Genomic DNA, 20,934 nt, shown 5'->3' on the forward strand with positions numbered 1-20,934 from the left:
ACGATGCCTCATAGCTCAGTTGGTAGAGCCCGCGACTGTTAATCGCGTTGTCCTTGGTTCGAGTCCAAGTGAGGCAGCTCAAAACCCTCGGTCTTTAGACCGAGGGTTTTGTGTTTTTATGAAGTTTGTTGTAGATTGCCGAAATAGAAAATCCCGAACGGTAGTGCCGTCCGGGATGAATTGTTTGATTTCGGCTAGTTGTGTGTTTGGCTGGTCGCGCGATTTACCTGCTGTATGCAGTCCAGCGTTTCTTGAATCGCGGCTCGTCGATGATTTTCGCCCAGATGAAGCCGCGACGGACGCTTTCCCTGCTTATAGAACGCACGATAATGCGTTTGTCGAGCGAGGGGGCATCTTCGGTCGCTTCGTCGGTGTAGCCGTTTTCGGCATCGCTTTGGCGTGCGATTGCGGCGGCTTCTTCACGTGCCTTGCGTGCTCGCTCTTCCAGGATTTTAAGCTGGTTTTGCTTTTCGCTTACCGCTGGGCTTACGCTGGGAGTCGGTTTGCTTGTGGCGGCCTTTGCTGGGGCTGCTGCAGGCGGATGCGATAGCAGGTTGTCGAGTTCGGAAATATCTTGTATGAGAACGTCGTGTTCGCCGACACCCATGTCGTGCCCGATAATGCGGAAGTGTTCGAGTTCTTCGAGCATTACCCCTGCAGCATTCCGCGACATGCCGAATTCATCCATAAGGATGTCGGCATTGACAACTTCAAAATCGACGATGACCTCAACGACTTCTCGCAGAGTCACGTTGTTGCCTCGGCGATGCGTGCTTTGCGGAACTGGCGGCGGCATGGCGGGTTCTAGCGTCCCTTGGGCGGCCTCTTGTTGTGCTTGTTCAAACTGCTTGATGTATTCTTGCAGTTTGCGGGCGACTGGAGAGGGTTCTGGAGGAACGCTTTCGTCGAAGTTCTCATCGTCGCGGTTGTCTTCGAATTCTTGCGTCGAATCGGTCGTTGGAGCATGATGTTGCTGCTGTTCGGCCTTTTTCTTCGCATTAGCCCTTTTGACAAGCGCGTCGATGACGAAAATTACAATGAATATGAGTAATGATTCCATTTAGGCTCCTTCGCTGTTTGTTATCGCTCGGCGTTTTTGCAAGTCCAGCCTCTTTTTCAGATTCCTTTCGTGCCTTTTGTCTCGGCTGACGTAGGGTTTCTTTTCAGGCTTTGCATGCTTCGCTTTAACAGCTTTGGGGGGAACTGTTGGATTCTTATATGTTGGCGACAATGCGTCCTTTATTTTGGAAATGCCTTCATCAGCGAGTCCTTGAACTATCCCCGCTGCAATTTCAGTCAGCATTTCACCAACAAATTCGCCAATCATATTTTATTTGCTTGCTTCCGGGGCGGAGCCGATTTCCTTACGCATCTGCGTATCGGCTTCGATGTTTTTGAGGTTGTAGTAGTCCATCACGCCGAGCTTTCCATCGCGGAGGGCAGATGCCATGGCCATCGGAATTTGGGCTTCGGCTTCGACGAGCTTGGCCTTCATTTGCATCACCTTGGCTTTCATTTCTTGTTCGGCGGCGAATGCCATGGCGCGGCGTTCTTCTGCCTTGGCCTGTGCAATCTTCTTGTCTGCTTCGGCACGGTCGGTTTCGAGGATAGCGCCGATGTTCTGGCCCACATCTACGTCAGCAATGTCGATGGAGAGAATTTCGAAAGCAGTACCTGCGTCAAGGCCGGAGGCGAGCACCTTCTTGGAAATCATGTTCGGGTTTTCGAGAACTTCCTTGTGGCTCACGGCAGAACCGATGGACGAGACGATGCCTTCGCCAACGCGGGCGATGACCGTTTCTTCGCCTGCACCGCCGACGAGTTTCTGGATGCTTGCTCGCACGGTGATACGCGTAATGGCGTGGAGCTGAATGCCGTCGAGGGCCACTGCGGAAACCTTCGGGGTCGTGATGACTTTCGGGTTCACGGACATCTGCACGGCTTCGAGCACGTTACGGCCTGCAAGGTCGATGGCGGCGGCTTCTTTAAAGTCGAGCTTGATGTTTGCCTTGTTTGCTGCGATGAGGGCCTGGATGACGCGGAGCACGTTACCGCGGGAAAGGTAATGAGCTTCGAGCAAGTTCGTATCGACCGGGAGGCCTGCCTTGCAGCTGAGGATTCGAGCTTCGACGATGATTTGCGGCGGCACTTTTCTAAGACGCATACCGATGAGCTGGAAAATGCTCACGTTTGCTTTGGAGAACAAAGCCTGAAGCCAAAGGCTAAAGAATTTGCCGATAAAGGCGAGGATGACGATGACAACGATGGCTGCAATGATAATGCCGATGGTAAGAAGAGTATCCATTTGATTTTCTCCAGTTAGAGTTTCTGAACTTAATATATTTATTTTTTGGAGGATGAAAAAGAAATTCTATGGTTTATCGTTGTTTTGACGGAGTTTCGATCGCTTGTAGTATAGTTCGTATTGCATAAAGGCGTGGATGATCAGAACCGGTATTGTTATGTAGAAAAGAGGGAAGATGGGTAAAAGTGGAAGGTAGGGGAGAAATGGCGTTGCAAGAATGAGGGCTGCTTTCAAGTTGCTTTGGGTTGTCAACAGAAAGTCGTAATATATGAATGAGAGAATTCCATTCACGAAAAATCCGATGCTTATAATGATAAGAGCCCAGACAATTAGTACGCCTTCTTTGTTGTACATTGAGGTCTCTGTTAAGATAATGCTCCCTATAAGGGGGATGCTAAGCAAAATCATTGCTGTGATTTTAAAGCCTAGATTGTCGTCTTCTTGTAAAGGCGAACTTTGTTTTTGGCTTTCTTTGCTTAGAATAAGTTTGAAGCATAAATGTGCAAAGCCTGGAATTATGGCTGGTGCGGCAAGTATTGCTATAATAATTAATAATTCCATAATGTAGGGTCTTTTTAAATTGTACGAATTTGGTTAAATGTCTTTGTTTTGAATGTTGTTGCTTGTTTGTGTTTTGTTGTTATTTTCAAATTGTTGATGGTTTGAATCGAATGAGGTGTGAAATTTATTTCTGTAGCGGAGAAGTTTTGTCCGCATGATCGTATAAATGAGTATGAACGGTGCTGAAATAAAAAAAGCGTAAGCAATGCCGATGGGTTGAGTGACGATTATAGGGAATAAACATAGTATTAGTCCTGAAAAAGGTATGGCTAGAATGAGGGATGCTCTTAAGTTTGTTTTGGCAGAAAAGAGAAAATTGTAAATCACAAATGATGATAAGCTTATAATTGCACTGATGAAAGAGATTGTTGTCATAAAAAATTGAAGAAGCGAGCCTTCGTTACGAGAAGGGGCTAAGATTGTGCTTAGCAATGAAATGGCGAATAAACCGAATAGGGATATCGTTGTGCCCCACTTGAATTGATTTGTGACTTGTTTTATTTGACTGTCAATATTTTCATTTTCTGCTTTTTCTTCGATAGTGGCTGGAGGATTTTTTATTCGTTCCTTGGCAGTGATTATGCATGCAGCAACAACAAATAGAAAAAAAATGATATTCATAAATGTATCCATAAAAATCCCCTTTCTTAAGTGCAACTTATTCTCTTAAGACGATGAGTATGATCAGCATGGTTATGTAAATGAGAGCGTAGGGAGCTAAAAGCATTGTTGCGACACTAAAACCACCTAAAAAGGTTAATACGCATGAACAAAGAATTATACCTGAAAAGGGAATGAGCAAAAAGAATGCTGCGCTAAAGTTTGACTCTGTTGAATAAAGAGAATCGTAAAAAAAGAATGAAGATAGGCTTATACAACCACTGATGAAAAGTACGATTTTAAAGATAAATTGAAGAAGCAAGGCTTCGTTGCGAGCTGGGCTAGAAAAGTAAAAAAAGGCGAATGGTCCGAAAAAGGATATAGGTGGTGTTAGCAAAAAACCTAGAGGTACTTCTTTGGGGGTGTTTGCTTCCGTTTGAGTATCTTGTTCTGTCGATTCCATAAAAGTCCCCTTTTTGAAGTGCTACTTTTATGAATATAATCTGTTTTATTCCTAAGTGTTAGTTTTTGTTTACAATTTTTGTCCACTTTCGTTTAAAAAAGGGTATATTGGAAAATATGCGTGAATGTTTTGGGGCTTAGGGGAATATAATGAAAAACTTGTATCGATGGGCTTGTTTGTTGTTTATCGGCTTGCTTGTGGCTAGCTGTTCGGATGAATTTATGGATTCCGACGAAGATGATGAGTATGGGTCGTTCTATTACATTGATGGAAAATGGAAATTCGAGGAGTGGACGTATTCTCCGTATTCTTATTCTTTGGATTTTGATATTAATTTGATTGTGGCTGGAAAGTACGTGGGGCTTGGTGATCGTGCGCCGGTCGAAAAACTTGCGGATAAAATTTTGAAGCGGTCGAATATGGCTCTGAATCCGGGTGGAATCAATGTTCGGAACATAAATGTTCTTTATGCGAGCGAACATCCTTTTGTGGGGGAGGCGTTCCCTGATACAAAGGAGGTCATTTTACACTATGGAGAAGAGAATCCGTTGATCGATTCTTTAATCCGTTGGCCTGGTCACGAGGGCGAAATCAGTTTTGTCTTGGGATATTTTGTGTATGATGATTTGGACGAAAAAGAATCTGTTGCTGGATTTTCTCGTCTCCCCGGCGAAATTTACTATGAAGATTCAGAGAGGAGTGATTTTATTGCGCTTGCGATGCGGATAAATCATGGCAATTATAAGTTGACTTCGGACAAAATTGCTCAAACGGCTATTCATGAATTGGGGCATTTCTTCGGTTTGCCCCATACAACAGAATTTAGCGGAACTCGCTTTGACGATTTTTCGGATACGCCGGAATGTCCGAAATTAGGCGATTATTTGTTCGATGAATCGAAATGCCCCGATTACTATTACATAATGTTCCCGAGAACTGGCGACGAATCTTACAAGACTTTTACGCCGCAGCAGATGGATGTGATTCGAATGTACTTATCGACGAAAAAGCACAAGTGAGCATTTGAAAATGCATCGCTTTGATGACTGGCCACAATGCATCAAATAAAATCTATAAAATGGCCACACGGATTCATATAGCCACACGGATTCGATTTTACTAACGTAAAATCTAATTGAATAAAAACAGAAAAAACGTTAGTTTTTTTCCAATCCGTGTGTCATCATTTATTGCACTTGGCATACGTCCGCAGCTTTTGTACCGTTACTGGATCCTTCACGGCTATCGCCGTTCAGGATGACGAAAAAACAGATCCCGGAACTGGTCCGGGATGACATCTTTAGTTGAACTACAATTTATTCTCTTATGTGGATAAGTATGGTCAGCATGATTGCGTAAAGGACTGTGTAGGGTGCCAAAAGCATTGCTGCAACAGAAAAACCACCTAAAAAGGTCAATATGCATGAACAAAGAATTATACCTGAAAAGGGAATGAGCAAAAAGAATGCTGCACTAAAGTTTGACTCTGCTGAATAAAGAAAATTGTAAACAAAGAATGAAGATAGGCTTATACAAGCACTGATGAAAAGCACGGCTGTGAATATGAGTGCGGCCATGCCAGCGCCATCGTTGTGGGATGGATTAGATATCATATCCTCCAAAAAATAGGCGAATGATCCGAATAAGGATATAGGTGGTGTTAGCATAAAGCCTAAAATTGCTTTTTTGGGGGGCTTGGTCGTTTCCGTTTGATTATTTTGTTCTGTCGATACCATAAAAATCCCCTTTTTTAAGTGCGACTTTTATGAATATAATTTGTTTTACTCTTAACTTCTGTTTGTTAGAACTGTAACTGGATCCTTCACGGCTATCGCCGTTCAGGATGACGAAAAAAACAGATCCCGGAACTGGTCCGGGATGACATCTCTAGTCTCTCGTCTCTACACTATCCCCACCCATATATGGCCTTCTTGCACGGACTCGACTTTGACTTTTTGGCCGGCTTCGATGATTTCACCGTGAGTTTGTACGTCAAAGAGCTTGGTGGAGCCGTCGGGCATGGTAAAGCTTGCTTGGCCTACGGGGCGGAGGAACGTTTTTGCTGTGCCGATATCGCCAATGGAGACTTCTTGGACGGATTCCGTGGGGGAGGCTGCTGTTTCGAGATCTGTCTTGAGCATGGGCGTCCAGCCTTCGGGGAGTAACGGTATCAAGTACTTGCTTGCTGCAATTGGGATGATGAGCGCTATGATAGCATTGCCAAGGACGAATAACAGCCCGAATAGCCAGGGGGTGGCGTCAAAGGTGGTTTCGACGGTTTCCGGGACGTATTCAGGGATGTTGGTAGTGTCCACGCTTAGGACTAGGGATAGAATCATGCAGATGATTCCGCCGATGCCGAAGAGGAATGTGCCGGGCATGATAAATATTTCGACTAAGAATAAAATAACTCCAGCCACTAGCAGAATGGCGGGGAAGTAGCCGTCGAGCTGCGGTGCGAACTGCCCGAAAAATACAATGCCGATCAGGATGATTCCGATGATGCCGAACATTCCGAAGCCGGGTGTCTTGAATTCGATGTAGAGCGCTCCGAATCCGAGAATGAGGAGCAGGCCGGAAATGGCGGCGATGGCGCTTGCGATTTTTTCGCCGGCGTTAGTTTCGATTTCGCTTTTGCGCTCGATGGCGAGTTTTGTTTCAAAGTCTTCGCGACTCTTGAACGTGCCTTTGGAAAATCCGAGTTCTTCGGCTTCCTTATCGGTCATGGTCAGCAGTTCGCCTTCTTTCACGAGAATTTTGGGTGAACCCCAGAACTTCTTTTCTGCACTGTCGAGGACAGCGAACTTTTTGCCTTCGATGATAAGTGTTGTGTCGCGCTGCGTCGGTTTGCCCTTGTCGAGCGTCGCGGTGAGTTCGAGCACTTCAAGTTCTGGCGTGACGAACGAGGAGGCCAAGAGTTCAGGATAGTTGTTACGTTGGGCTAAATTCCTGAATTTTGCACGGAGGGGAGACTGGATTTTTTCGCCTACGATTTGCGGGGTGCCGTCGCCGCCTTGCACAATCGGGGCGCAGTCGCCGATGGTTGTCGCTTCGAGCATGTAGAGCTTTTGGCAGGCCAGTGCGATGAGCGAACCTGCGCTGATGGCCTTCTTTTTTACGAGAGCGATTGTTTCGGGACCCTTGACCGCCATAATCGTATCGACAAGGTCGAATGCCGCGTCGAGGCGACCGCCGAATGTGTTGATTTCGAAGACGATGTAGTCCGGCTTTTGATCGAGGGCTTCGCCGATGGCGCGTGCGCAGAAGTCGTACATCGCGGGCTCGACGTCGCCTTCCAGTTTTATCCAGACGGCTTGTTTCTTTTTGTGTTCGGGCTTTATGGCCTTGACGGACTCCATGACGCTTGTTTCTTGGGCAAAGGTGTCTGTGGCAGCCCCTTCTGTTGCGAATGTAAATGATGCGAAAAACGCAATGAGGAAAAACAATTTTGTAATGATTTTCATATCGTCAATGTATAAAGATTTGCCTTGCTCTGCTCAACTTTTTTGTGAAAAAATGCACGTTTTATGGAAAACTATCGTGCAAAACCGTAATTTTTTCTGACGAGCTTTCCAAAGAGTCTTTGTAAAATGTATATATAAATGGGATAATATTACAAAAAACTTATGAATAACAATTTTTTTAGACGCAATATAATTGTATCCTTGCTTTTGGTTGCATTCCTGTTTATTGTGACTAATGTTTCTTTTTTGTACATAAATAGGAATGCGATAGAAGATAGCTGGGATTCTCTTGAAGAGGTCGCTTATACCACTGAAGCAAAGGTCGGCTTTTTGGGGCGTTCCCTTTTGAGTGCGTTGACGAATATTTCGACTGTGGTGGGGCAAGAGGAAGACCTTTTGTCAGAAGGCATGGTTCGTATGATTCGCAGTTCGCGTATTGGACCGTTGATTTCTACAGTGCGGTTGTATTTGCCTAGCGGGCATGTTATTACAGATCAAGGTGTTTCTTTTGATTCTTCGTTTGTGCAACACTATAACATGATTTTGTCCGATCAAGCGTACCTTTCGAAGGTTGGGTTAGATATTGTCCAAAAGAATAATGCGATTTTCGAGCAGTTTGTGCCTGTCCGTCGGAATGGCAAAGTTGTCGCAATGCTTTCTGCGGTATCCAACCACAAGGCGTTGTTAGGTTTTGTTGCTACAAATGCGTTCAAAGGGAAAACGTCACTGATGGTTATTGACCGTCGAGATGGTTCTTTTGTTGTGGAAAAGTCTGGAAGATGGAAGGGATTTAACGATTTCTTTAAGTCGGTAAGGCCCAAGAGCGGCTATTCTATTGAAGATTGGGTTGCAAGCGTGATGAGGGGCGATGTTTCGCATTTGTCGTATGAAGAGGCTCCGTCGAACGAATCCAAGCTTTTGGTGGCACTTCCGCTATTTGGGGGGAGCTGGTCGCTTATCCTGTGTGTAAACGAAAATGTCGCCTTTGCGCGTGTCGATAAAATTCGCAGATTCTATATCGGTATATCGGCGATGGAATTGCTCGTGATTTTGCTGTATCTTATCCGCGTGGTCTGGAATGCACGACGCATGGCTGAGGAGGAGAGCGGAGAATATTCCGAAATTGCTGAAGCGTTGAGTGAAACGTACGAATGTATTTTCTACGTGAACGTTTTGGACGATACGTTTGATGTATTCCATTCTGAAAAATTGATGAGCAAGTTGCACGAGAGCGTGACGGGCCGTGACTTTTTCTTTGATTCTATCACGAGTTTGCGTCACAATCTTTACAAGGACGATCTTGAACCCGTTTTGCACTTTATGGAGAAAGGGACTCTCCTTAAGCGTCTTGAAGATAACGGAAGCGCTGCTATTGAGTATAGGCTTGTGATTGACGGTGTTCCGCAGTTTTATAGAATGAAGGTTCTCAAGTCCATTAAGGATGAAAACCATGTTATCATCGCTGTTGAAAATATTGATGCCGAAGTGACTAAGGCTATTGCCCAACGCCAGGAAATGGACCGCAACAACAGCGTGATCGAATCGCTGGCTTCGGACTTTGATTTTGTGAACTATGTCATTTTGGGTGAAGATGCCTCCCGCGATATCGTTATTACTTATCGTGCAAATTCCGCTTTGTTGAAGGCTATTCCTGGCTGGTCCATGGAAAAACGTTTTTCCAAGAGAATGGTGCTGTTGCTAAAGTATCTAGTATGCGATTCCGATAAATTGCAATTTGCGGAGCGCGTGAATCGAGATAAGCTTGTCGCGGATTTGAAAGAGGAGTCTGTCACGCACATCAACTTCAAGATTAAGCTTGATGGTAAGGAAGTTTACTATCAGATGAAGGTGATTGCAGATAAAGATGACGTCGGCAATCTCAAGGGAATTGTTTTTGGTTTGCATAGCGTGGATGATGAAATCAAGAAACAGATGCAGATTCAGGCGAACTTAAAACAGAATCTTGAAATTATCGACATCCTTTCGGAAGATTATTCGTCGCTATTCTACTTTAATTTCGAGAACGGTTCGACGGGTGTTCTGACTGTAAGCGAGTCTCTTAAGGAATCTATAAATAGTTTGCTTTCATCTTGCGATAAGCTGGAGGATGTGTTCAAGGCGTTTGTCAGGGCGCAAGCCCACCCTGATGACGTGGATATGCTTTTGGTGCTTGCTTCGAGAGAATATATTGCGGAAAAGCTTGCGCACCAGAAACGTTATTCGGTTATATTCAGGCATCTTTACGGTAGTGAGTACAAATACACTCGCTTGGTGTTTGCAAAGGCGGAAGCGGTGGATGAGCCGGCAAAACTCGTTGCTGTGGGGTTTGCGGAAGTGGATGCTCAGTACAGAAACGAAATGGAGCATCAGGAAAACATAGAACGTATCATGTGCTTGTCCGATCAGTTCGAGACTATTTACGATGTCGATGTTGATACAGGGCTGTTTAGCGTATCGGAAAAAGGGGAAAAGTTCCATGATGTTGTCGATGAAAACGGCGTAGGAAAAGATTTCTTTAAGGATCGGGTGAATTATACTCGTAAAGTTGTTTGTGAAGAGGATTTTGAACGGTTATTGCAAGCCCTTGAACGTGGTGCGGTTATTGCTCGGTTGCAACACGAGTATTCCTTCATTCTAGATTATCGCCGTGTGACTGGAGACGGTCTCAAGTGGTACCGCATGAAAGTGAGCAAAATGGGGGACTGGTCCAGGTCTCGTCGTGTGCTCGTGGGCGTTTTTGATAATGATGCCGTATATCGCAAGGAAATGGAGCAGCAGGCTGTTCTTGAAAAGGCTCTTGAAATGGCGAAATCGGCGTCCAAGGCGAAGACGATGTTCCTCAACAACATGAGCCACGATATCCGTACTCCGATGAATGCGATTATCGGCTATACGGAACTGGCTACGATGCATATTGGCAACAAGGAACAGGTGCGGAACTTCCTCGGAAAAATCCAATTGTCGTCGAACCACTTGCTTTCGCTTATCAATGATGTGCTCGACATGAGCCGCATCGAATCGGGCAAGTTGAGCTTGAATGAAAAACCGGAACACCTCCCGGAAATCATCCATACGCTCAAGGATATTGTTCAAGCGGACATTTATGCGAAAAAATTGCATTTCTTCGCCAATAGCATTGGAATAAAAAACGAAGATGTTGTCTGTGACAGGCTTCGCTTGAATCAGGTTCTTTTGAACGTTATTTCGAACGCCATCAAATATACTCCGTCGGGAGGGACTATTTGGTTCTCTGTAGAGCAGAAGGTTGCTGCTGAACAGGGTGTTGGTGTTTTTGTGTTTAGAATCAAGGATACGGGTATCGGCATGAGCGAAAAATTCTTGCCGAATATCTATGATCCGTTTACGAGAGTGAACTCCTCGACTGTTTCTGGAATCCAGGGGACAGGTCTTGGTATGGCGATTACAAAGAACATCGTTGAAATGATGAATGGAAGCATTGATGTCAAGAGCAAGGAACATGAGGGAACCGAAGTGATTTTGAACTTCAAGTTCAACCTTGTGAATGAACGTAAGGAGCAGGAACGGGTCAATGAACTTGAAGGCAAGAGAGTTCTCGTTATCGATGACGACATGGATTGCTGTAAGAGTATTCCTGTTATTTTGAAAGGTCTGGGGATTGAAGCTGATAGCTGCAATTCTGGAGCGGATGCTTTGGAAATGGCGAAAAATGCGAAGTCCAAGGGTGTGGCGTATGATGCGTTCTTTGTGGATTGGCGCATGCCGGATATGGATGGCATGATGATGACGCAGAAGCTCCGCCATGAACTGGGAAATGAAAGCCTAGTGATTGTCATGTCGGCCTATGAATGGTCCGATATTGAAGAAAAGGCCCTTGAAGTTGGTGTGAATAACTTTGTAAGTAAGCCATTGTTCTTGTCGGATGCGAGAGAAACGCTGTTGCATAGCTTTGGCGTTAAACAGGCGGATGTTCCGAAAAAGGACAAGAAGGTGAGCTTTAACGGCAAGAAGGTTTTGCTGGTTGACGATAACGAACTGAACCGTGAAATTGCGGTGGAAATTTTGGAAGACTGCGGAATTCAGGTGACTACGGCTTGCGATGGCGCCAAGGCTGTGGAGTTCATGAAGAATGTTGTGCCGGGTGGTTGTGACTTGATTTTGATGGATGTGCAGATGCCAATCATGGATGGTTATGAGGCAACTCGCCAAATTCGCAAGCTTGACAACAAAATCGCTGCGGAAATTCCGATTATCGCGATGACGGCGAACGCTTTTGCCGATGATCAGCAGGCGGCTTTGGATGCGGGAATGAACGAGCATTTGCCAAAGCCTGTGAATGTCAACAAGCTAAGAGAAGTGCTTTCGAGGTTCTTGTAGATAATTGCTTATCCTTGTGGTTCTCTGTTCGAGGCTTGGCATAGTGTTTCTATGAACTTTATGAGTTCATGATTTACGGAATTATTTAATGAGTCTGCTTCTTGAACAGAGTGTAGCTCGTCGCCTTCGAAGTCGTGGGCTCGTTCTCCGCAAATATCTACACTGAGAATTTTGTGATTTGCGGCTAGTTCTGCAATAATTGTTTTTAGAGCGCTAGTGCTGAGAGAACCTTGATCCCAATTTGTGGCTGCGTATGTGGGGGCAAGCGCATCTTTGTCGATGGATATGTAGAGGTTTGGGGTATGGGGTCGGCTAAGGTTGGTGAACGTGTCGAACCACGTACCTTTGAGGTATGGGGTAAGAAATTCTAGTTCGCTTTCGCGGATGAATGTGACTTTATCTAAAATGTTTACTTCTGCGGATTGTGTAAGTTCTTCGCGGATTGTTTCAATAAGTTCATTTTTCACGCCTATGATAATGACGTTTTGGATAAATTTATTGCTTTTTAAAACTTCTAGCACCCAGCCTCCGCAACTTAAAATGCCTCCGAAACGTGGTGGCTGCATGTCAGGGTGATGATCGAATACGATGAGCGTGAATGGTTCTTGAATTCTGTCGGTCCAGAGCTTGCTCATGTAATGGTAATTGCCGTTGTCGAAAAAATGGATCGTGGGTTGCGCTGCAATGTCGTTTGCGGAAACGTCGCAGAGTTGGGAAATGCCGCGATTTTCGATAATGCTGCTACATTCGATCCTGCTGCGTTTTTCGGTGTTATTGATCATTTCGTTGATTTTCTTGATGGCTTCGTCATCGCAGTAGCAGTCGGTGCCGACGATTTTCGTGCAATCTAGCCAGTAGATGTCGTTGCTAGTTTCTGCTGCGGCACGCAACTCTTGCATAAAGGGCTGTTCGGCGTAAATTCCCGTGAAATCTTGAACCGTAATTTTCATGTTTTAAAACTAGATAAAAATGTATGGATGTTCTCTATGCGAGAATGACTTCGTGTGAAAAAATTGTTTTTCTCCATCTTATTAATTATTTTAAAATAAGCAAGGTAACAAAAATGCACATCATAAAGGAAAGTTTTTGCCCTCGCGATGGCAAATGATCGATTATGAAAGGAGTTTTAGATGCTTAAAGAAATGACAAACTTTTCGGAAGAAGATCGACACTTTATGCAGATGGCAATCCAGTTGTCTGTGGATAATGTCGATAATGGCGGTGGTCCGTTTGGCGCGGTGATTGTTAAGGATGGCGAAGTCGTGGCGACAGGGGCGAATCGCGTTGTGCCGAATAACGATCCGACGGCTCATGCCGAGGTGACTGCGATTCGCAATGCTTGTGCTAAGCTCGGAACGTTCATGCTTGATGGCTGCACTGTTTATACGAGCTGCGAACCTTGCCCGATGTGCTTGAGTGCTCTATATTGGGCGCGCGTCAAGCGTATTTGCTATGCGAATACAAAAGCCGATGCCGCCGAAATCGAATTCGATGATTCTTTTATCTATGATCAGCTTGATTTGCCGTACGAAAAACGTGCGATTCAATGCGACCATTTTATGCGAAACGAAGCACTCGTCGCATTCAAAAAATGGGCTGCGAAAATGGATAAAACCTGCTATTGATTTATAAAAAATGATAGCGATTCAGTATGTCGTGCAATTCGTCACGCGAACAATACATCATTAGGTCGATGATGCTTAGGTCAGGGACGAACTCGTCAGTGCGTTGCTTGTAGCGGATGTCTTCGTTGCGACGCAAAAAGCTGAGGTTGATGCCCATTTCGCGGAATGCGTCCTTGTGATAGTAGTCCATTCCGGCACCGGAAGGGTTGATGTAGTCGGTGATGCCGAAGTGTTCACAAGTGCGGTGGATTATCTCTGGAGAATGGCATTCCCAATGGTCTGACACCTCCGAGAGCAACCTGATTTCCGTATTGATTCCCAGATACTCGGCAACGGCTCGCAGTTGCTTGACGAGATAGCGAGTCAGGTCGGGGTCCTCATCTAGCATAATAGGCTTGATGACTTTCATAGCCTCGCTGTAGTGTGGTGCTTGGCCGTAGTAAAACTTCAGCACACGGCAGAGGTATTCAGCTTGGTTGCGATTGACCACTCGACTAGTCTCGCTGATGAGGCGGTTGCTGGATGCATGGCTGACTTCGATACCGAAATATTGCGGCTGGTCCCCTTCGCCCAAGATGCGGTTACGGTTGATCCAGCCTTGCTTGATATAGTGAACGCTGTCGCCAACAATAAACAAATCAGCTGCATGAATGAGTTGCCAGTAGCCGATGTACGGAAAAAAGTACGGCTGCATGATGGCTATTTTCATGTTCATCACTCCACGGTTCTTTCTGGTTGATAGCATGCGGCTATGAGCTCTTGCGCTTTGGCTGATTTGAGCCAAGAAGTCAGCCGATGCAGATTAGCATTGGGATGATCCTTGCGGTATATCATATACAGATCATCTTTTAATGGATAGCATGGGTCGGTCACCGCAGTTCCGTCAACAGCTATCATATGTGTCTGGGTGTTTGCATACATGCGAGTATAGTATGACCAGAATGTATAGCAGATGCCGGAAGAGTCTTTTGCCACATCGTCAATAATATCCGGCATGGTGTGTATTTCGTGATGATTCTCGTCAATATGGTTTCTTTTGACGTTTTTTTCAAACGCCGTTTGGCTGCCGTTACCACGCTCTAATTGATAGGTATGAATGGGCTGTTGTTTTCCGCCTAGTTCGCTCCAATTGCTGATGCGACCGAAATAAATGTCTTGTATTTGTGAAACAGTCAGATTGTTTACAGGATTGTCTTTATTCAACAGGATGGCGATGGGTTCCGTCCATATTTTTTCTTTGACAGTGGGGAGCCCTGTTTGTTCAAGTTGATGATTCAAGATTTCATTGCCGTCATTCCCAATCAGCAAGTCTGTTTTCCCTTCGGCCAATTCTTGACAACCAATGCTGGTTGCAATACGTTTAAGCCATTGCATCTCAGTAAAGGCTGTAGGCTCAAGAATGGCTTGGGTGACTTCCGCCATGAATGGCCAAAATGCACTGACAACATCAATACGCAGGGATGCTTCATCGAGATGAAAATCAGTTTGATGATTACGCAAAATATTTCCATCGCGAAAGGGAATGAACTGTCGGGCATCCACCTTTAAAATAGTCTTCTCCATATTTTGTGTCTATGGTGCAGTTATAGCACATTACAGTATTGTTTCAGTTTTTCGTCGTCACTGTGAATCACGCTCATCTTGCGGTCATCTACTTTATTTGTTACGGGGGCACTGCTGGTGCGGATCATGCCACTATCGAAATAGCGGTCGTCCATGCACAGCATCATGCCACAGACGTAATCGTCATAATGCTTGCCTTCCCATTCACAGGGGTAAGTCCGCTGCTTGATGAATGGCTGCAAAATGAATCCGCCCTTCTCGCTAGCCGCGAGGTTTTTCTTCCACGTTTCATCATCGGTCATCACGCCGGCATACAGTCCAACGCTTTTGCCCAAGTCGTAAGGCTTGAGGATGTATTGGTCCTTATGCGTCAGGGCGTCTTTCCATATTTCTGGATGACTGCTGGACATGTAGGTGGGGATGGTGTGGTCTCGCAGGAATTTTGCTTCTTCTTCTGTGAGGCATTCACGTGTGAACTCATCTACAAAAATGAGGTGCAAAAAGCGTTTGTCATGAGCAAGGAAAATGGTGCGGAAGTCGTTGATCATCCGCACGTTAATCATGGCTTGCAACGTTTCCATCTTGAAGGACAGAATGTCCTCTTGATTGAGAGCGCTGAATACTACGGCGTCGTGACTCCATTTATCTATATGCTCTTCGACCTCGTTGGCTTCATAGATGGTCACTTCATGTCCGTAGTACTCATAGAATTTTTTGTAAAGGGCAATTTCGCTCGTCCGGTCGCTGCTCTTCAGCACGTAAATGGGGCTTTTTGCTGGGATGGCATCGCGCATGTAGGTCATCAATTCATTGTACTGGTTTTCCCAAGATGCGTCGGGATGGGCTGCCATGAATTGTTCGGCTTTGATTACTGAGGGATAGCTGAACCAGATGCCATGTCCAAAGAAACGGCTGGTAATTTCAACCAATAGCAGCTTGCCTTCTTCGCTGATAAGGTAGTCGGGCCTGTAGGCCCCTGCTCGGAAGGGGTAATGGCTCTGGCGATCCAGAATATCCATCACCTTCTCGTTCAAGGGCATGTATTTCGGTACCCACTCGCGGTAGTGTTCTGCCATGTAGGCGATGCATTTATAGAGCAATGCTTGCATATGTCGTAATTCGTCGCGTCGTTCCGAAGATATCAGCATTGGCTTGGCGTGATACCAACGATGGTAGTAGTCCGTTTTGTCAGCAAATAACTGAAAACAGACTTCTTGGCACGAAAGTTCTTTACTTTTCATACTTTACTTTTCACTTCTAAAGAGTTTCGACTGATAGCCCAGGCACTGGAAACCGTTATGGTTGATGATGGGGATGATGCTTGTGGGTACGTTCAGCTGGCTGCGAACCCAGAAGCAAATGCTGGTGGACATGCCGATGGTTTCGGTATATTTCATCAGACGCTGGATGTTTTCAATCGAAAGTGCTCGGTTGGGGGCTGTACGTCCGCGCTGCTTGCGATGGTCGGCGTTCTTCGGGCTGATATAGTCCATGTAGAGGTCGCGTTCCATTGTCTTGTCGAAGTGTCCAAGCCATTGTCCCAGCTGGGCCAAGTTCTCCATGCAGGCTGTGAGGAATTCGGGCTTGTAATTCACGATGCCTGCGGCGTGGAGCATGTCGAAAAATTCCTTGATGCGCTCGTCGGTGAGGTAGGGGACAACAATGGGTTGCACCAATGCCGAGTTGGCGAGAATGCCTCGTTCCTGACACATCTGCACGGCGCCGAGACGTTCTTCGATCGGGGCGGCGAAGGGCTCCAAAAGGTTGCGGAATGCGGTGGGCATGATGCTTACGGAGGTGTTGAACTGCATCTTGTCTTTCAGTTGCTCGAAAAGGTCGAGAATGGTTTCGCCTTCGTTTTCCACCATGAGGTGTTTGGTGCCGGCTTTCGATGCGATGAAGAGGCGGGCGTTGGAGTTGGGGTATTTCTTGAAGTGGGTGATGAATTCACGTAAAATGCGGTGGGCGATGCCAGTATAAAGCGTTGGCTCCTGCAACGCTTCGGTCTTGGGAGAGAAGTAGTAGTAATGGTTCCAGTTCTTGCCACGGCTCAACTCGACAATCTTTTTTTCGATTTCCTTCTTCTTTTCCGGAGCTTCGACGATAGCCTTTGCCAATTCCTGCAGCAGTTGGCTGCGTTCCTTGATGTCTTCGGGCGTGACGGCGTTCGGGTTTTCGCTGCATGCTCCATTCATTTCTTCCAAGAGCTTGCGCACATAGAGGTGGTAGTTTTCATATGCCACGAGTTTCTGTTCATGCACGCCGTCGGTCACCAGGCAGTACTGGCAGCCCAGATGGCATCCCTTGATGGGGTTGATTTCGAAGGTCAGCGTCGGACAACGTCCGGTGTAGTTATGGATTTCTGTTTCCACGGCATCGGGATTGCAATCTTCCAAATAAAGTACGGACTTAGGAATGACGCAGTGTTCTTCTAAGCGCTTCTTGAACATTTTGGACCCGCGGATAAGCCCTTGTAGCGTTTCTTCAGAAGGTTCGATTGTGACTCCGAGCTTTTTCAGATAATCGGCATCGACAATCTGGGGCTGGAAGCCCTCAAGGTTGTATGCGTTAATATCATGCTCGTATAGGTTACGCATTTCTATAGATTGTTTCGACATGTGAATTCCTTTAATTTTGGGTAAAAATTTTTCCTTCTTTCTTTTGTTCAAGAAACATATATAATTCTTTTTTATTGGAAAAAAAGAATATAAATATGCGATAATGCCGTTAAAATGAGCTTTTTCGTTTTTTGAGCGAATTGTGGAGCTTTTAAAAAATTCTGTTTTATCTAGACCTGCTAGCTGATTCGAAGCAGAGCCGTTGTCGGTTTAAATATTTATTTGCTAAAACGTTTGCAGAATGTGCAATTTTGGCAAAAGGGGTGGCGAAGTTCGTGCTGTGCGAATCCATCGCGGATGTTGTGGGCAAGTGGGCTTTCTAAAATTTCGCTAAGGCTATTTTCGCTGATGTGACCAAGTGTAATTTGTCCGCTGTGATCGAGACAACAGGCGACAACGCGACCGTCGTGGAGAATTGCAACATGGGTGTCAAGTGCACGGCAAGTGCCAACAACGATTTTGCTGTTAGATCCTTCGACGTCGCATCTATCGATGCTATCCTTAGGATGACACAAGGTCTGTGAGCTGGTTGATGAGCTTGTCGAATTAGTCGAACTACTCTCGTCTCTCGTCTGTAGGGCCTTGCCCGTTCTCTCGTCTAACCCCGGCCATTCAAAGCGTGTGTCTTCGTGCAGGTAGAGGCGGCTTGTGATGTTGAAGCTCTTGTGGCGGCTGCAAAAATGGCCTGGAGTCACTTCGATGCCGAATGTTTCGTGGATTCGCTTGAGCATGTAGCTGTTCCACGGGGAGGCTTCTTTGGCGCCGACGTTCCATAAACGCAGATTGATGTAGAGGTCAGGGCGTTCAACGAGGGCGAATTGGCAAAAATCGAGGACATTTTGCAAATAACGTTCTGCAGTTTCGCGGGGAAGTTCAGCGTACGCATGCGTTGAAAAGTTGACTTGGCGGACGGCGGGGCTTGCAAGAATCTGTCGTCCTGAACGTTCGATGGTGGTGCCGTTTGTCGTGAGTGTGAGCTTTAAGGGCGTTTGTTCTAATTTTTTGATGTAATGCACAAAGCCGGGATGGAGCGTGGGTTCGCCAAGAACGTGAAAATAGACGTTTGTAGCTTCGATTTCTTGAGCCCCTGCGATACAGGCGTCAAAGAGTTTCGAATCCATGAACGTACGATTCGCAGAAATTGACGGGTTGATTGCCGCGGTTTCATTGCCTGCCGCTGTTCCGCAAGGGCAAAAGCTACAATGCAAATTGCAAACGTTCGTGATTTCTATATAGACGCTGTTCATGGCGGAATCCTTGATCCGGTGGCTCCGATTATTTTAGTTGTGCAATGGCTTCGTTGTATTCGTTAAGTTTGCCTGCTTTTTTGATTCTCTTGAAAATTTTTTTAGGAATGTTGGGTTCGAGATATTCCCAAAAAATTTGTATATGCGAGAGAATTTGGCTGTCGCCTTGATATGTTTTGCAAGCGTAGTCGAATATGATATCGTGCATTTGGAGAATTTTGCCAAGAAAACACTGCGAGGATGCGGCGCAGTTAGTGTCGCACAAACCCTTGTATTCTGCGGCAAGGCTTGGCTGTGCGAGCAATCCGCGGCCAATCATTACCCCGGTGAGTTTGGGGTAGCGTCGTTCCATTTCGCAAATTTGCGAGACGCTTGTGATGTCGCCGTTATATACAAGTGGATGCGTACATTCGTTGTAGAATCGTTCGAAAGCGTTGAAGTCGATTGCTCCTTTGTATTGCTGTTTGCCGAGTCGCGGATGAATGGTGATGTGAGCGAGGGGCGTTTCGTTTAGAATCGGGAGGAGTGCGAATGCTTCGTCGGGTGAATTTTGCCCGAGCCGCATCTTGACGGAAAATTTTACCGGAGCAGTCCCGTTTGCTGCACTAGACAATTTCTTGATCTCGTCCATGATGACTTGAACGGCTTGCTTATCGCTCAATAGTCCAGCACCGCGATGGCGGTTGACTTGCATCGGGAAGGGACAGCCCATATTGAAGTCGATTTCCGTGTAGCCTTTGGTTATTAGTGCATTCGCGAGGCTTTTAAATTCGTCAACCCCATTCGCAATAATTTGCGGAATGGTTGATGCATCCAAATCTCGCAAATCTTTTTCACGTGGTTTCCCGTTTTCGATCCGCAAGAATGGGGCGTAATATGCATCGACACCGCCAAAGATTTCAGCGTGGGCTTTGCGATAAATGCCCGTTGTGTAGCCTTGCAGCGGTGCGAATAGGATTTTCAGCATGGCGCGATTCTTGCGGAGCTTTTTATTTTCCGAGAGCTTTTTTCAAGGCTCTGATGGCGTTTCCGCGATGGCTGATGACCTTTTTTTCTTCAAGTTCCATCTGTGCGAATGTTCTCGTTTCACCATCTGGGACAAACAGCGGATCGTAACCGAAGCCCATGTCGCCTACAGGAGCGTGGTTGATTTCGCCACGGCATTCGCCTTCAAAAATAATTGGTTCGCTAATGACAAATTCACCATTCCTGTTTTGGGTGACGGTTTGGTAAGAGAGTGCACAGAAATAACGAGCCTTGCGGTCTTCGATACCTTCGAGCTTTTGCATTAACTTGACATTGTTCGCTTCATCGTCGCCATGCTTGCCGCTGTAACGTGCACTGTAAATGCCCGGTTCGCCGTTCAGTGCAAAAACTTCGAGGCCGGAGTCATCGGCGAGAACGGTCGCTTCGATATTTTTCTTAGCGAGCCATTGTGCGGTTGTATTGGACTTGATGATGGCATTTTCGGCAAACGTATTGCCGTTTTCAATAATGTCTTCGTCAAAACCGATGTCTTTTAAAGTCTTGAATTCGTAGTGGTCGGTTCCCAAAATGTGGGCGAAGTCTCTAATTTTTCCGGCACTCCCGGTCGCGATAACAAAAAGGTGTTTCATAAATTAGTGGTTAGTAAGCAGTGGTTAGTAAACAGGAAAGAATTTAGTGGTTAGTAAACAGTGGTTAGTAAACAGGGATGTAAAAGGAACGCTCTTATTGCAATCCTAACCACTAACCACCGACCACTAATCACTAACTAGTAATGCTCCGGTTTCATGACTATTATAACGGCGTCAACGATAGTTCCGATACCAAAAAGTCCACCGGTAAGGAGCCAAAGAAGTCCCGTCCAAATTTTCCCTTCATAGAAACGGTGCAGACCACAGATTCCGGGGAAAATGAAAATGGGGGCAAGGCAAAAACCGGGAATGAGGCAAAGGATGAGAGCTATCCATTTATTGTGTTCACCTTTAGCGGGCATGTTGACTCCTTTTTTAACGGGTATAATTTAGAAAATTGTGTAGTTGTTGGCTTATAGTGAATGGTCAATAGTCTGTAGTCATTAGTCAATAGTTTTTAGACAATAGTTGGTTGTCTATAACTAACAACCAATAACCAATAACTTTTTTTCTTCT

General features: G+C 45.7%; 20 protein-coding genes and 1 tRNA gene. 4 read left to right on the forward strand and 17 right to left on the reverse strand.

What is annotated here, in order from left to right:
* Nucleotides 1–4: 4 nt before the first annotated feature.
* Nucleotides 5–77: transfer RNA gene (locus IKG78_RS16935), tRNA-Asn, on the forward strand.
* Nucleotides 78–223: 146 nt separating this feature from the next.
* Here IKG78_RS16935 and IKG78_RS16940 read toward each other — a convergent pair.
* The 6 genes from IKG78_RS16940 to IKG78_RS16965 all read right to left on the reverse strand — a co-directional run bounded on the left by IKG78_RS16940 (nucleotide 224) and on the right by IKG78_RS16965 (nucleotide 3,929).
* Complete coding sequence (locus tag IKG78_RS16940) at nucleotides 224–1,060, reverse strand: hypothetical protein (protein ID WP_290945664.1); 837 nt, start codon at nucleotides 1,058–1,060, stop codon at nucleotides 224–226.
* Nucleotides 1,061–1,327 carry a hypothetical protein gene (locus IKG78_RS16945; protein WP_290945666.1) on the reverse strand — a complete coding sequence of 89 codons (267 nt, stop codon included), beginning with the start codon at nucleotides 1,325–1,327 and terminating at the stop codon, nucleotides 1,061–1,063.
* 3 nt (nucleotides 1,328–1,330) lie between these two features.
* Nucleotides 1,331–2,305 carry a flotillin-like protein FloA gene (gene floA, locus IKG78_RS16950; protein WP_290945667.1) on the reverse strand — a complete coding sequence of 325 codons (975 nt, stop codon included), beginning with the start codon at nucleotides 2,303–2,305 and terminating at the stop codon, nucleotides 1,331–1,333.
* Between the two features lie 66 nt (nucleotides 2,306–2,371).
* Entirely contained in the window at nucleotides 2,372–2,866 is a 495-nt protein-coding gene (locus tag IKG78_RS16955; protein WP_290945669.1) for a hypothetical protein, read from the reverse strand.
* 33 nt (nucleotides 2,867–2,899) lie between these two features.
* Nucleotides 2,900–3,487 (reverse strand): hypothetical protein, encoded by a 588-nt coding sequence (locus IKG78_RS16960; RefSeq protein ID WP_290945671.1) that lies wholly within the window; start codon nucleotides 3,485–3,487, stop codon nucleotides 2,900–2,902.
* 37 nt (nucleotides 3,488–3,524) lie between these two features.
* Entirely contained in the window at nucleotides 3,525–3,929 is a 405-nt protein-coding gene (locus IKG78_RS16965; RefSeq protein WP_290945673.1) for a hypothetical protein, read from the reverse strand.
* Nucleotides 3,930–4,078: 149 nt separating this feature from the next.
* On the opposite strand from IKG78_RS16965, the gene IKG78_RS16970 reads away from it, so the two are divergent.
* Nucleotides 4,079–4,948 (forward strand): M43 family zinc metalloprotease, encoded by an 870-nt coding sequence (locus tag IKG78_RS16970; RefSeq protein WP_290945675.1) that lies wholly within the window; start codon nucleotides 4,079–4,081, stop codon nucleotides 4,946–4,948.
* A gap of 297 nt (nucleotides 4,949–5,245) precedes the next feature.
* Here the strand turns inward: IKG78_RS16970 and IKG78_RS16975 are convergent, their stop codons facing one another.
* Both IKG78_RS16975 and IKG78_RS16980 read right to left on the reverse strand, forming a co-directional pair.
* Nucleotides 5,246–5,665 (reverse strand): hypothetical protein, encoded by a 420-nt coding sequence (locus IKG78_RS16975; protein WP_290945677.1) that lies wholly within the window; start codon nucleotides 5,663–5,665, stop codon nucleotides 5,246–5,248.
* A 165-nt stretch (nucleotides 5,666–5,830) separates the two neighbouring features.
* The gene (locus IKG78_RS16980) at nucleotides 5,831–7,393 is read right to left on the reverse strand and encodes an ATP-dependent Clp protease proteolytic subunit (protein ID WP_290945679.1); all 1,563 of its coding nucleotides are present in this window, start codon (nucleotides 7,391–7,393) and stop codon (nucleotides 5,831–5,833) included.
* A 162-nt stretch (nucleotides 7,394–7,555) separates the two neighbouring features.
* Here IKG78_RS16980 and IKG78_RS16985 point away from each other — a divergent pair, with 162 nt between their 5' ends.
* On the forward strand, nucleotides 7,556–11,749 hold the full coding sequence (locus tag IKG78_RS16985; RefSeq protein ID WP_290945681.1) for a response regulator: 4,194 nt from the start codon (nucleotides 7,556–7,558) through the stop codon (nucleotides 11,747–11,749).
* A gap of 8 nt (nucleotides 11,750–11,757) precedes the next feature.
* Here IKG78_RS16985 and IKG78_RS16990 read toward each other — a convergent pair whose 3' ends face one another.
* Nucleotides 11,758–12,699, reverse strand: a complete 942-nt coding sequence (locus IKG78_RS16990) for an arginase family protein (RefSeq protein WP_290945683.1) — start codon at nucleotides 12,697–12,699, stop codon at nucleotides 11,758–11,760.
* A 180-nt stretch (nucleotides 12,700–12,879) separates the two neighbouring features.
* Here IKG78_RS16990 and IKG78_RS16995 point away from each other — a divergent pair, with 180 nt between their 5' ends.
* The gene (locus tag IKG78_RS16995) at nucleotides 12,880–13,374 is read left to right on the forward strand and encodes a nucleoside deaminase (RefSeq protein ID WP_290945685.1); all 495 of its coding nucleotides are present in this window, start codon (nucleotides 12,880–12,882) and stop codon (nucleotides 13,372–13,374) included.
* Between the two features lies 1 nt (nucleotide 13,375).
* Here IKG78_RS16995 and IKG78_RS17000 read toward each other — a convergent pair whose 3' ends face one another.
* The 8 genes from IKG78_RS17000 to IKG78_RS17035 form a co-directional block, all read right to left on the reverse strand.
* Nucleotides 13,376–14,119, reverse strand: coding sequence for a WbqC family protein (locus IKG78_RS17000; RefSeq protein ID WP_290945687.1), 744 nt, complete (start codon nucleotides 14,117–14,119; stop codon nucleotides 13,376–13,378).
* Entirely contained in the window at nucleotides 14,089–14,937 is an 849-nt protein-coding gene (locus tag IKG78_RS17005) for a substrate-binding domain-containing protein (RefSeq protein ID WP_290945689.1), read from the reverse strand. The genes IKG78_RS17000 and IKG78_RS17005 overlap by 31 nt, the downstream gene beginning before the upstream one ends.
* Nucleotides 14,938–14,957: 20 nt before the next feature.
* A complete protein-coding gene (locus tag IKG78_RS17010) occupies nucleotides 14,958–16,178 on the reverse strand; it encodes a hypothetical protein (protein WP_290945690.1) in 1,221 nt (406 codons plus the stop codon).
* A 3-nt stretch (nucleotides 16,179–16,181) separates the two neighbouring features.
* On the reverse strand, nucleotides 16,182–17,555 hold the full coding sequence (locus tag IKG78_RS17015; RefSeq protein WP_290945692.1) for a hypothetical protein: 1,374 nt from the start codon (nucleotides 17,553–17,555) through the stop codon (nucleotides 16,182–16,184).
* A gap of 218 nt (nucleotides 17,556–17,773) precedes the next feature.
* Nucleotides 17,774–18,802: a radical SAM/SPASM domain-containing protein gene (locus tag IKG78_RS17020; protein ID WP_290945694.1), complete on the reverse strand. Its 1,029-nt coding sequence runs from the start codon at nucleotides 18,800–18,802 to the stop codon at nucleotides 17,774–17,776.
* A gap of 28 nt (nucleotides 18,803–18,830) precedes the next feature.
* On the reverse strand, nucleotides 18,831–19,769 hold the full coding sequence (locus IKG78_RS17025) for a tRNA-dihydrouridine synthase family protein (protein ID WP_290945696.1): 939 nt from the start codon (nucleotides 19,767–19,769) through the stop codon (nucleotides 18,831–18,833).
* Nucleotides 19,770–19,791: 22 nt separating this feature from the next.
* Nucleotides 19,792–20,418 (reverse strand): RdgB/HAM1 family non-canonical purine NTP pyrophosphatase, encoded by a 627-nt coding sequence (gene rdgB, locus IKG78_RS17030; RefSeq protein ID WP_290945698.1) that lies wholly within the window; start codon nucleotides 20,416–20,418, stop codon nucleotides 19,792–19,794.
* Nucleotides 20,419–20,555: 137 nt separating this feature from the next.
* The gene (locus IKG78_RS17035; RefSeq protein WP_290945700.1) at nucleotides 20,556–20,780 is read right to left on the reverse strand and encodes an NINE protein; all 225 of its coding nucleotides are present in this window, start codon (nucleotides 20,778–20,780) and stop codon (nucleotides 20,556–20,558) included.
* Between the last annotated feature and the right edge of the window lie 154 nt (nucleotides 20,781–20,934).

This window comes from Fibrobacter sp., from assembly GCF_017545445.1.
Lineage (GTDB): Bacteria > Fibrobacterota > Fibrobacteria > Fibrobacterales > Fibrobacteraceae > Fibrobacter.

Coding starts and splice junctions, on each gene's coding strand:
- IKG78_RS16975 (WP_290945677.1), bottom strand. CDS start 5,665: ATGGTATCGACAGAACAAAATAATCAAACGGAAACGACCAAGCCCCCC.
- IKG78_RS16955 (WP_290945669.1), bottom strand. CDS start 2,866: ATGGAATTATTAATTATTATAGCAATACTTGCCGCACCAGCCATAATT.
- IKG78_RS16980 (WP_290945679.1), bottom strand. CDS start 7,393: ATGAAAATCATTACAAAATTGTTTTTCCTCATTGCGTTTTTCGCATCA.
- IKG78_RS17010 (WP_290945690.1), bottom strand. CDS start 16,178: ATGAAAAGTAAAGAACTTTCGTGCCAAGAAGTCTGTTTTCAGTTATTT.
- rdgB (WP_290945698.1), bottom strand. CDS start 20,418: ATGAAACACCTTTTTGTTATCGCGACCGGGAGTGCCGGAAAAATTAGA.
- IKG78_RS16990 (WP_290945683.1), bottom strand. CDS start 12,699: ATGAAAATTACGGTTCAAGATTTCACGGGAATTTACGCCGAACAGCCC.
- IKG78_RS16945 (WP_290945666.1), bottom strand. CDS start 1,327: ATGATTGGCGAATTTGTTGGTGAAATGCTGACTGAAATTGCAGCGGGG.
- IKG78_RS17000 (WP_290945687.1), bottom strand. CDS start 14,119: ATGCTATCAACCAGAAAGAACCGTGGAGTGATGAACATGAAAATAGCC.
- IKG78_RS17025 (WP_290945696.1), bottom strand. CDS start 19,769: ATGCTGAAAATCCTATTCGCACCGCTGCAAGGCTACACAACGGGCATT.
- IKG78_RS16940 (WP_290945664.1), bottom strand. CDS start 1,060: ATGGAATCATTACTCATATTCATTGTAATTTTCGTCATCGACGCGCTT.
- IKG78_RS17015 (WP_290945692.1), bottom strand. CDS start 17,555: ATGTCGAAACAATCTATAGAAATGCGTAACCTATACGAGCATGATATT.
- IKG78_RS17020 (WP_290945694.1), bottom strand. CDS start 18,802: ATGAACAGCGTCTATATAGAAATCACGAACGTTTGCAATTTGCATTGT.
- floA (WP_290945667.1), bottom strand. CDS start 2,305: ATGGATACTCTTCTTACCATCGGCATTATCATTGCAGCCATCGTTGTC.
- IKG78_RS16965 (WP_290945673.1), bottom strand. CDS start 3,929: ATGGAATCGACAGAACAAGATACTCAAACGGAAGCAAACACCCCCAAA.
- IKG78_RS17005 (WP_290945689.1), bottom strand. CDS start 14,937: ATGGAGAAGACTATTTTAAAGGTGGATGCCCGACAGTTCATTCCCTTT.
- IKG78_RS16985 (WP_290945681.1), top strand. CDS start 7,556: ATGAATAACAATTTTTTTAGACGCAATATAATTGTATCCTTGCTTTTG.
- IKG78_RS17035 (WP_290945700.1), bottom strand. CDS start 20,780: ATGCCCGCTAAAGGTGAACACAATAAATGGATAGCTCTCATCCTTTGC.
- IKG78_RS16995 (WP_290945685.1), top strand. CDS start 12,880: ATGCTTAAAGAAATGACAAACTTTTCGGAAGAAGATCGACACTTTATG.
- IKG78_RS16970 (WP_290945675.1), top strand. CDS start 4,079: ATGAAAAACTTGTATCGATGGGCTTGTTTGTTGTTTATCGGCTTGCTT.
- IKG78_RS16960 (WP_290945671.1), bottom strand. CDS start 3,487: ATGAATATCATTTTTTTTCTATTTGTTGTTGCTGCATGCATAATCACT.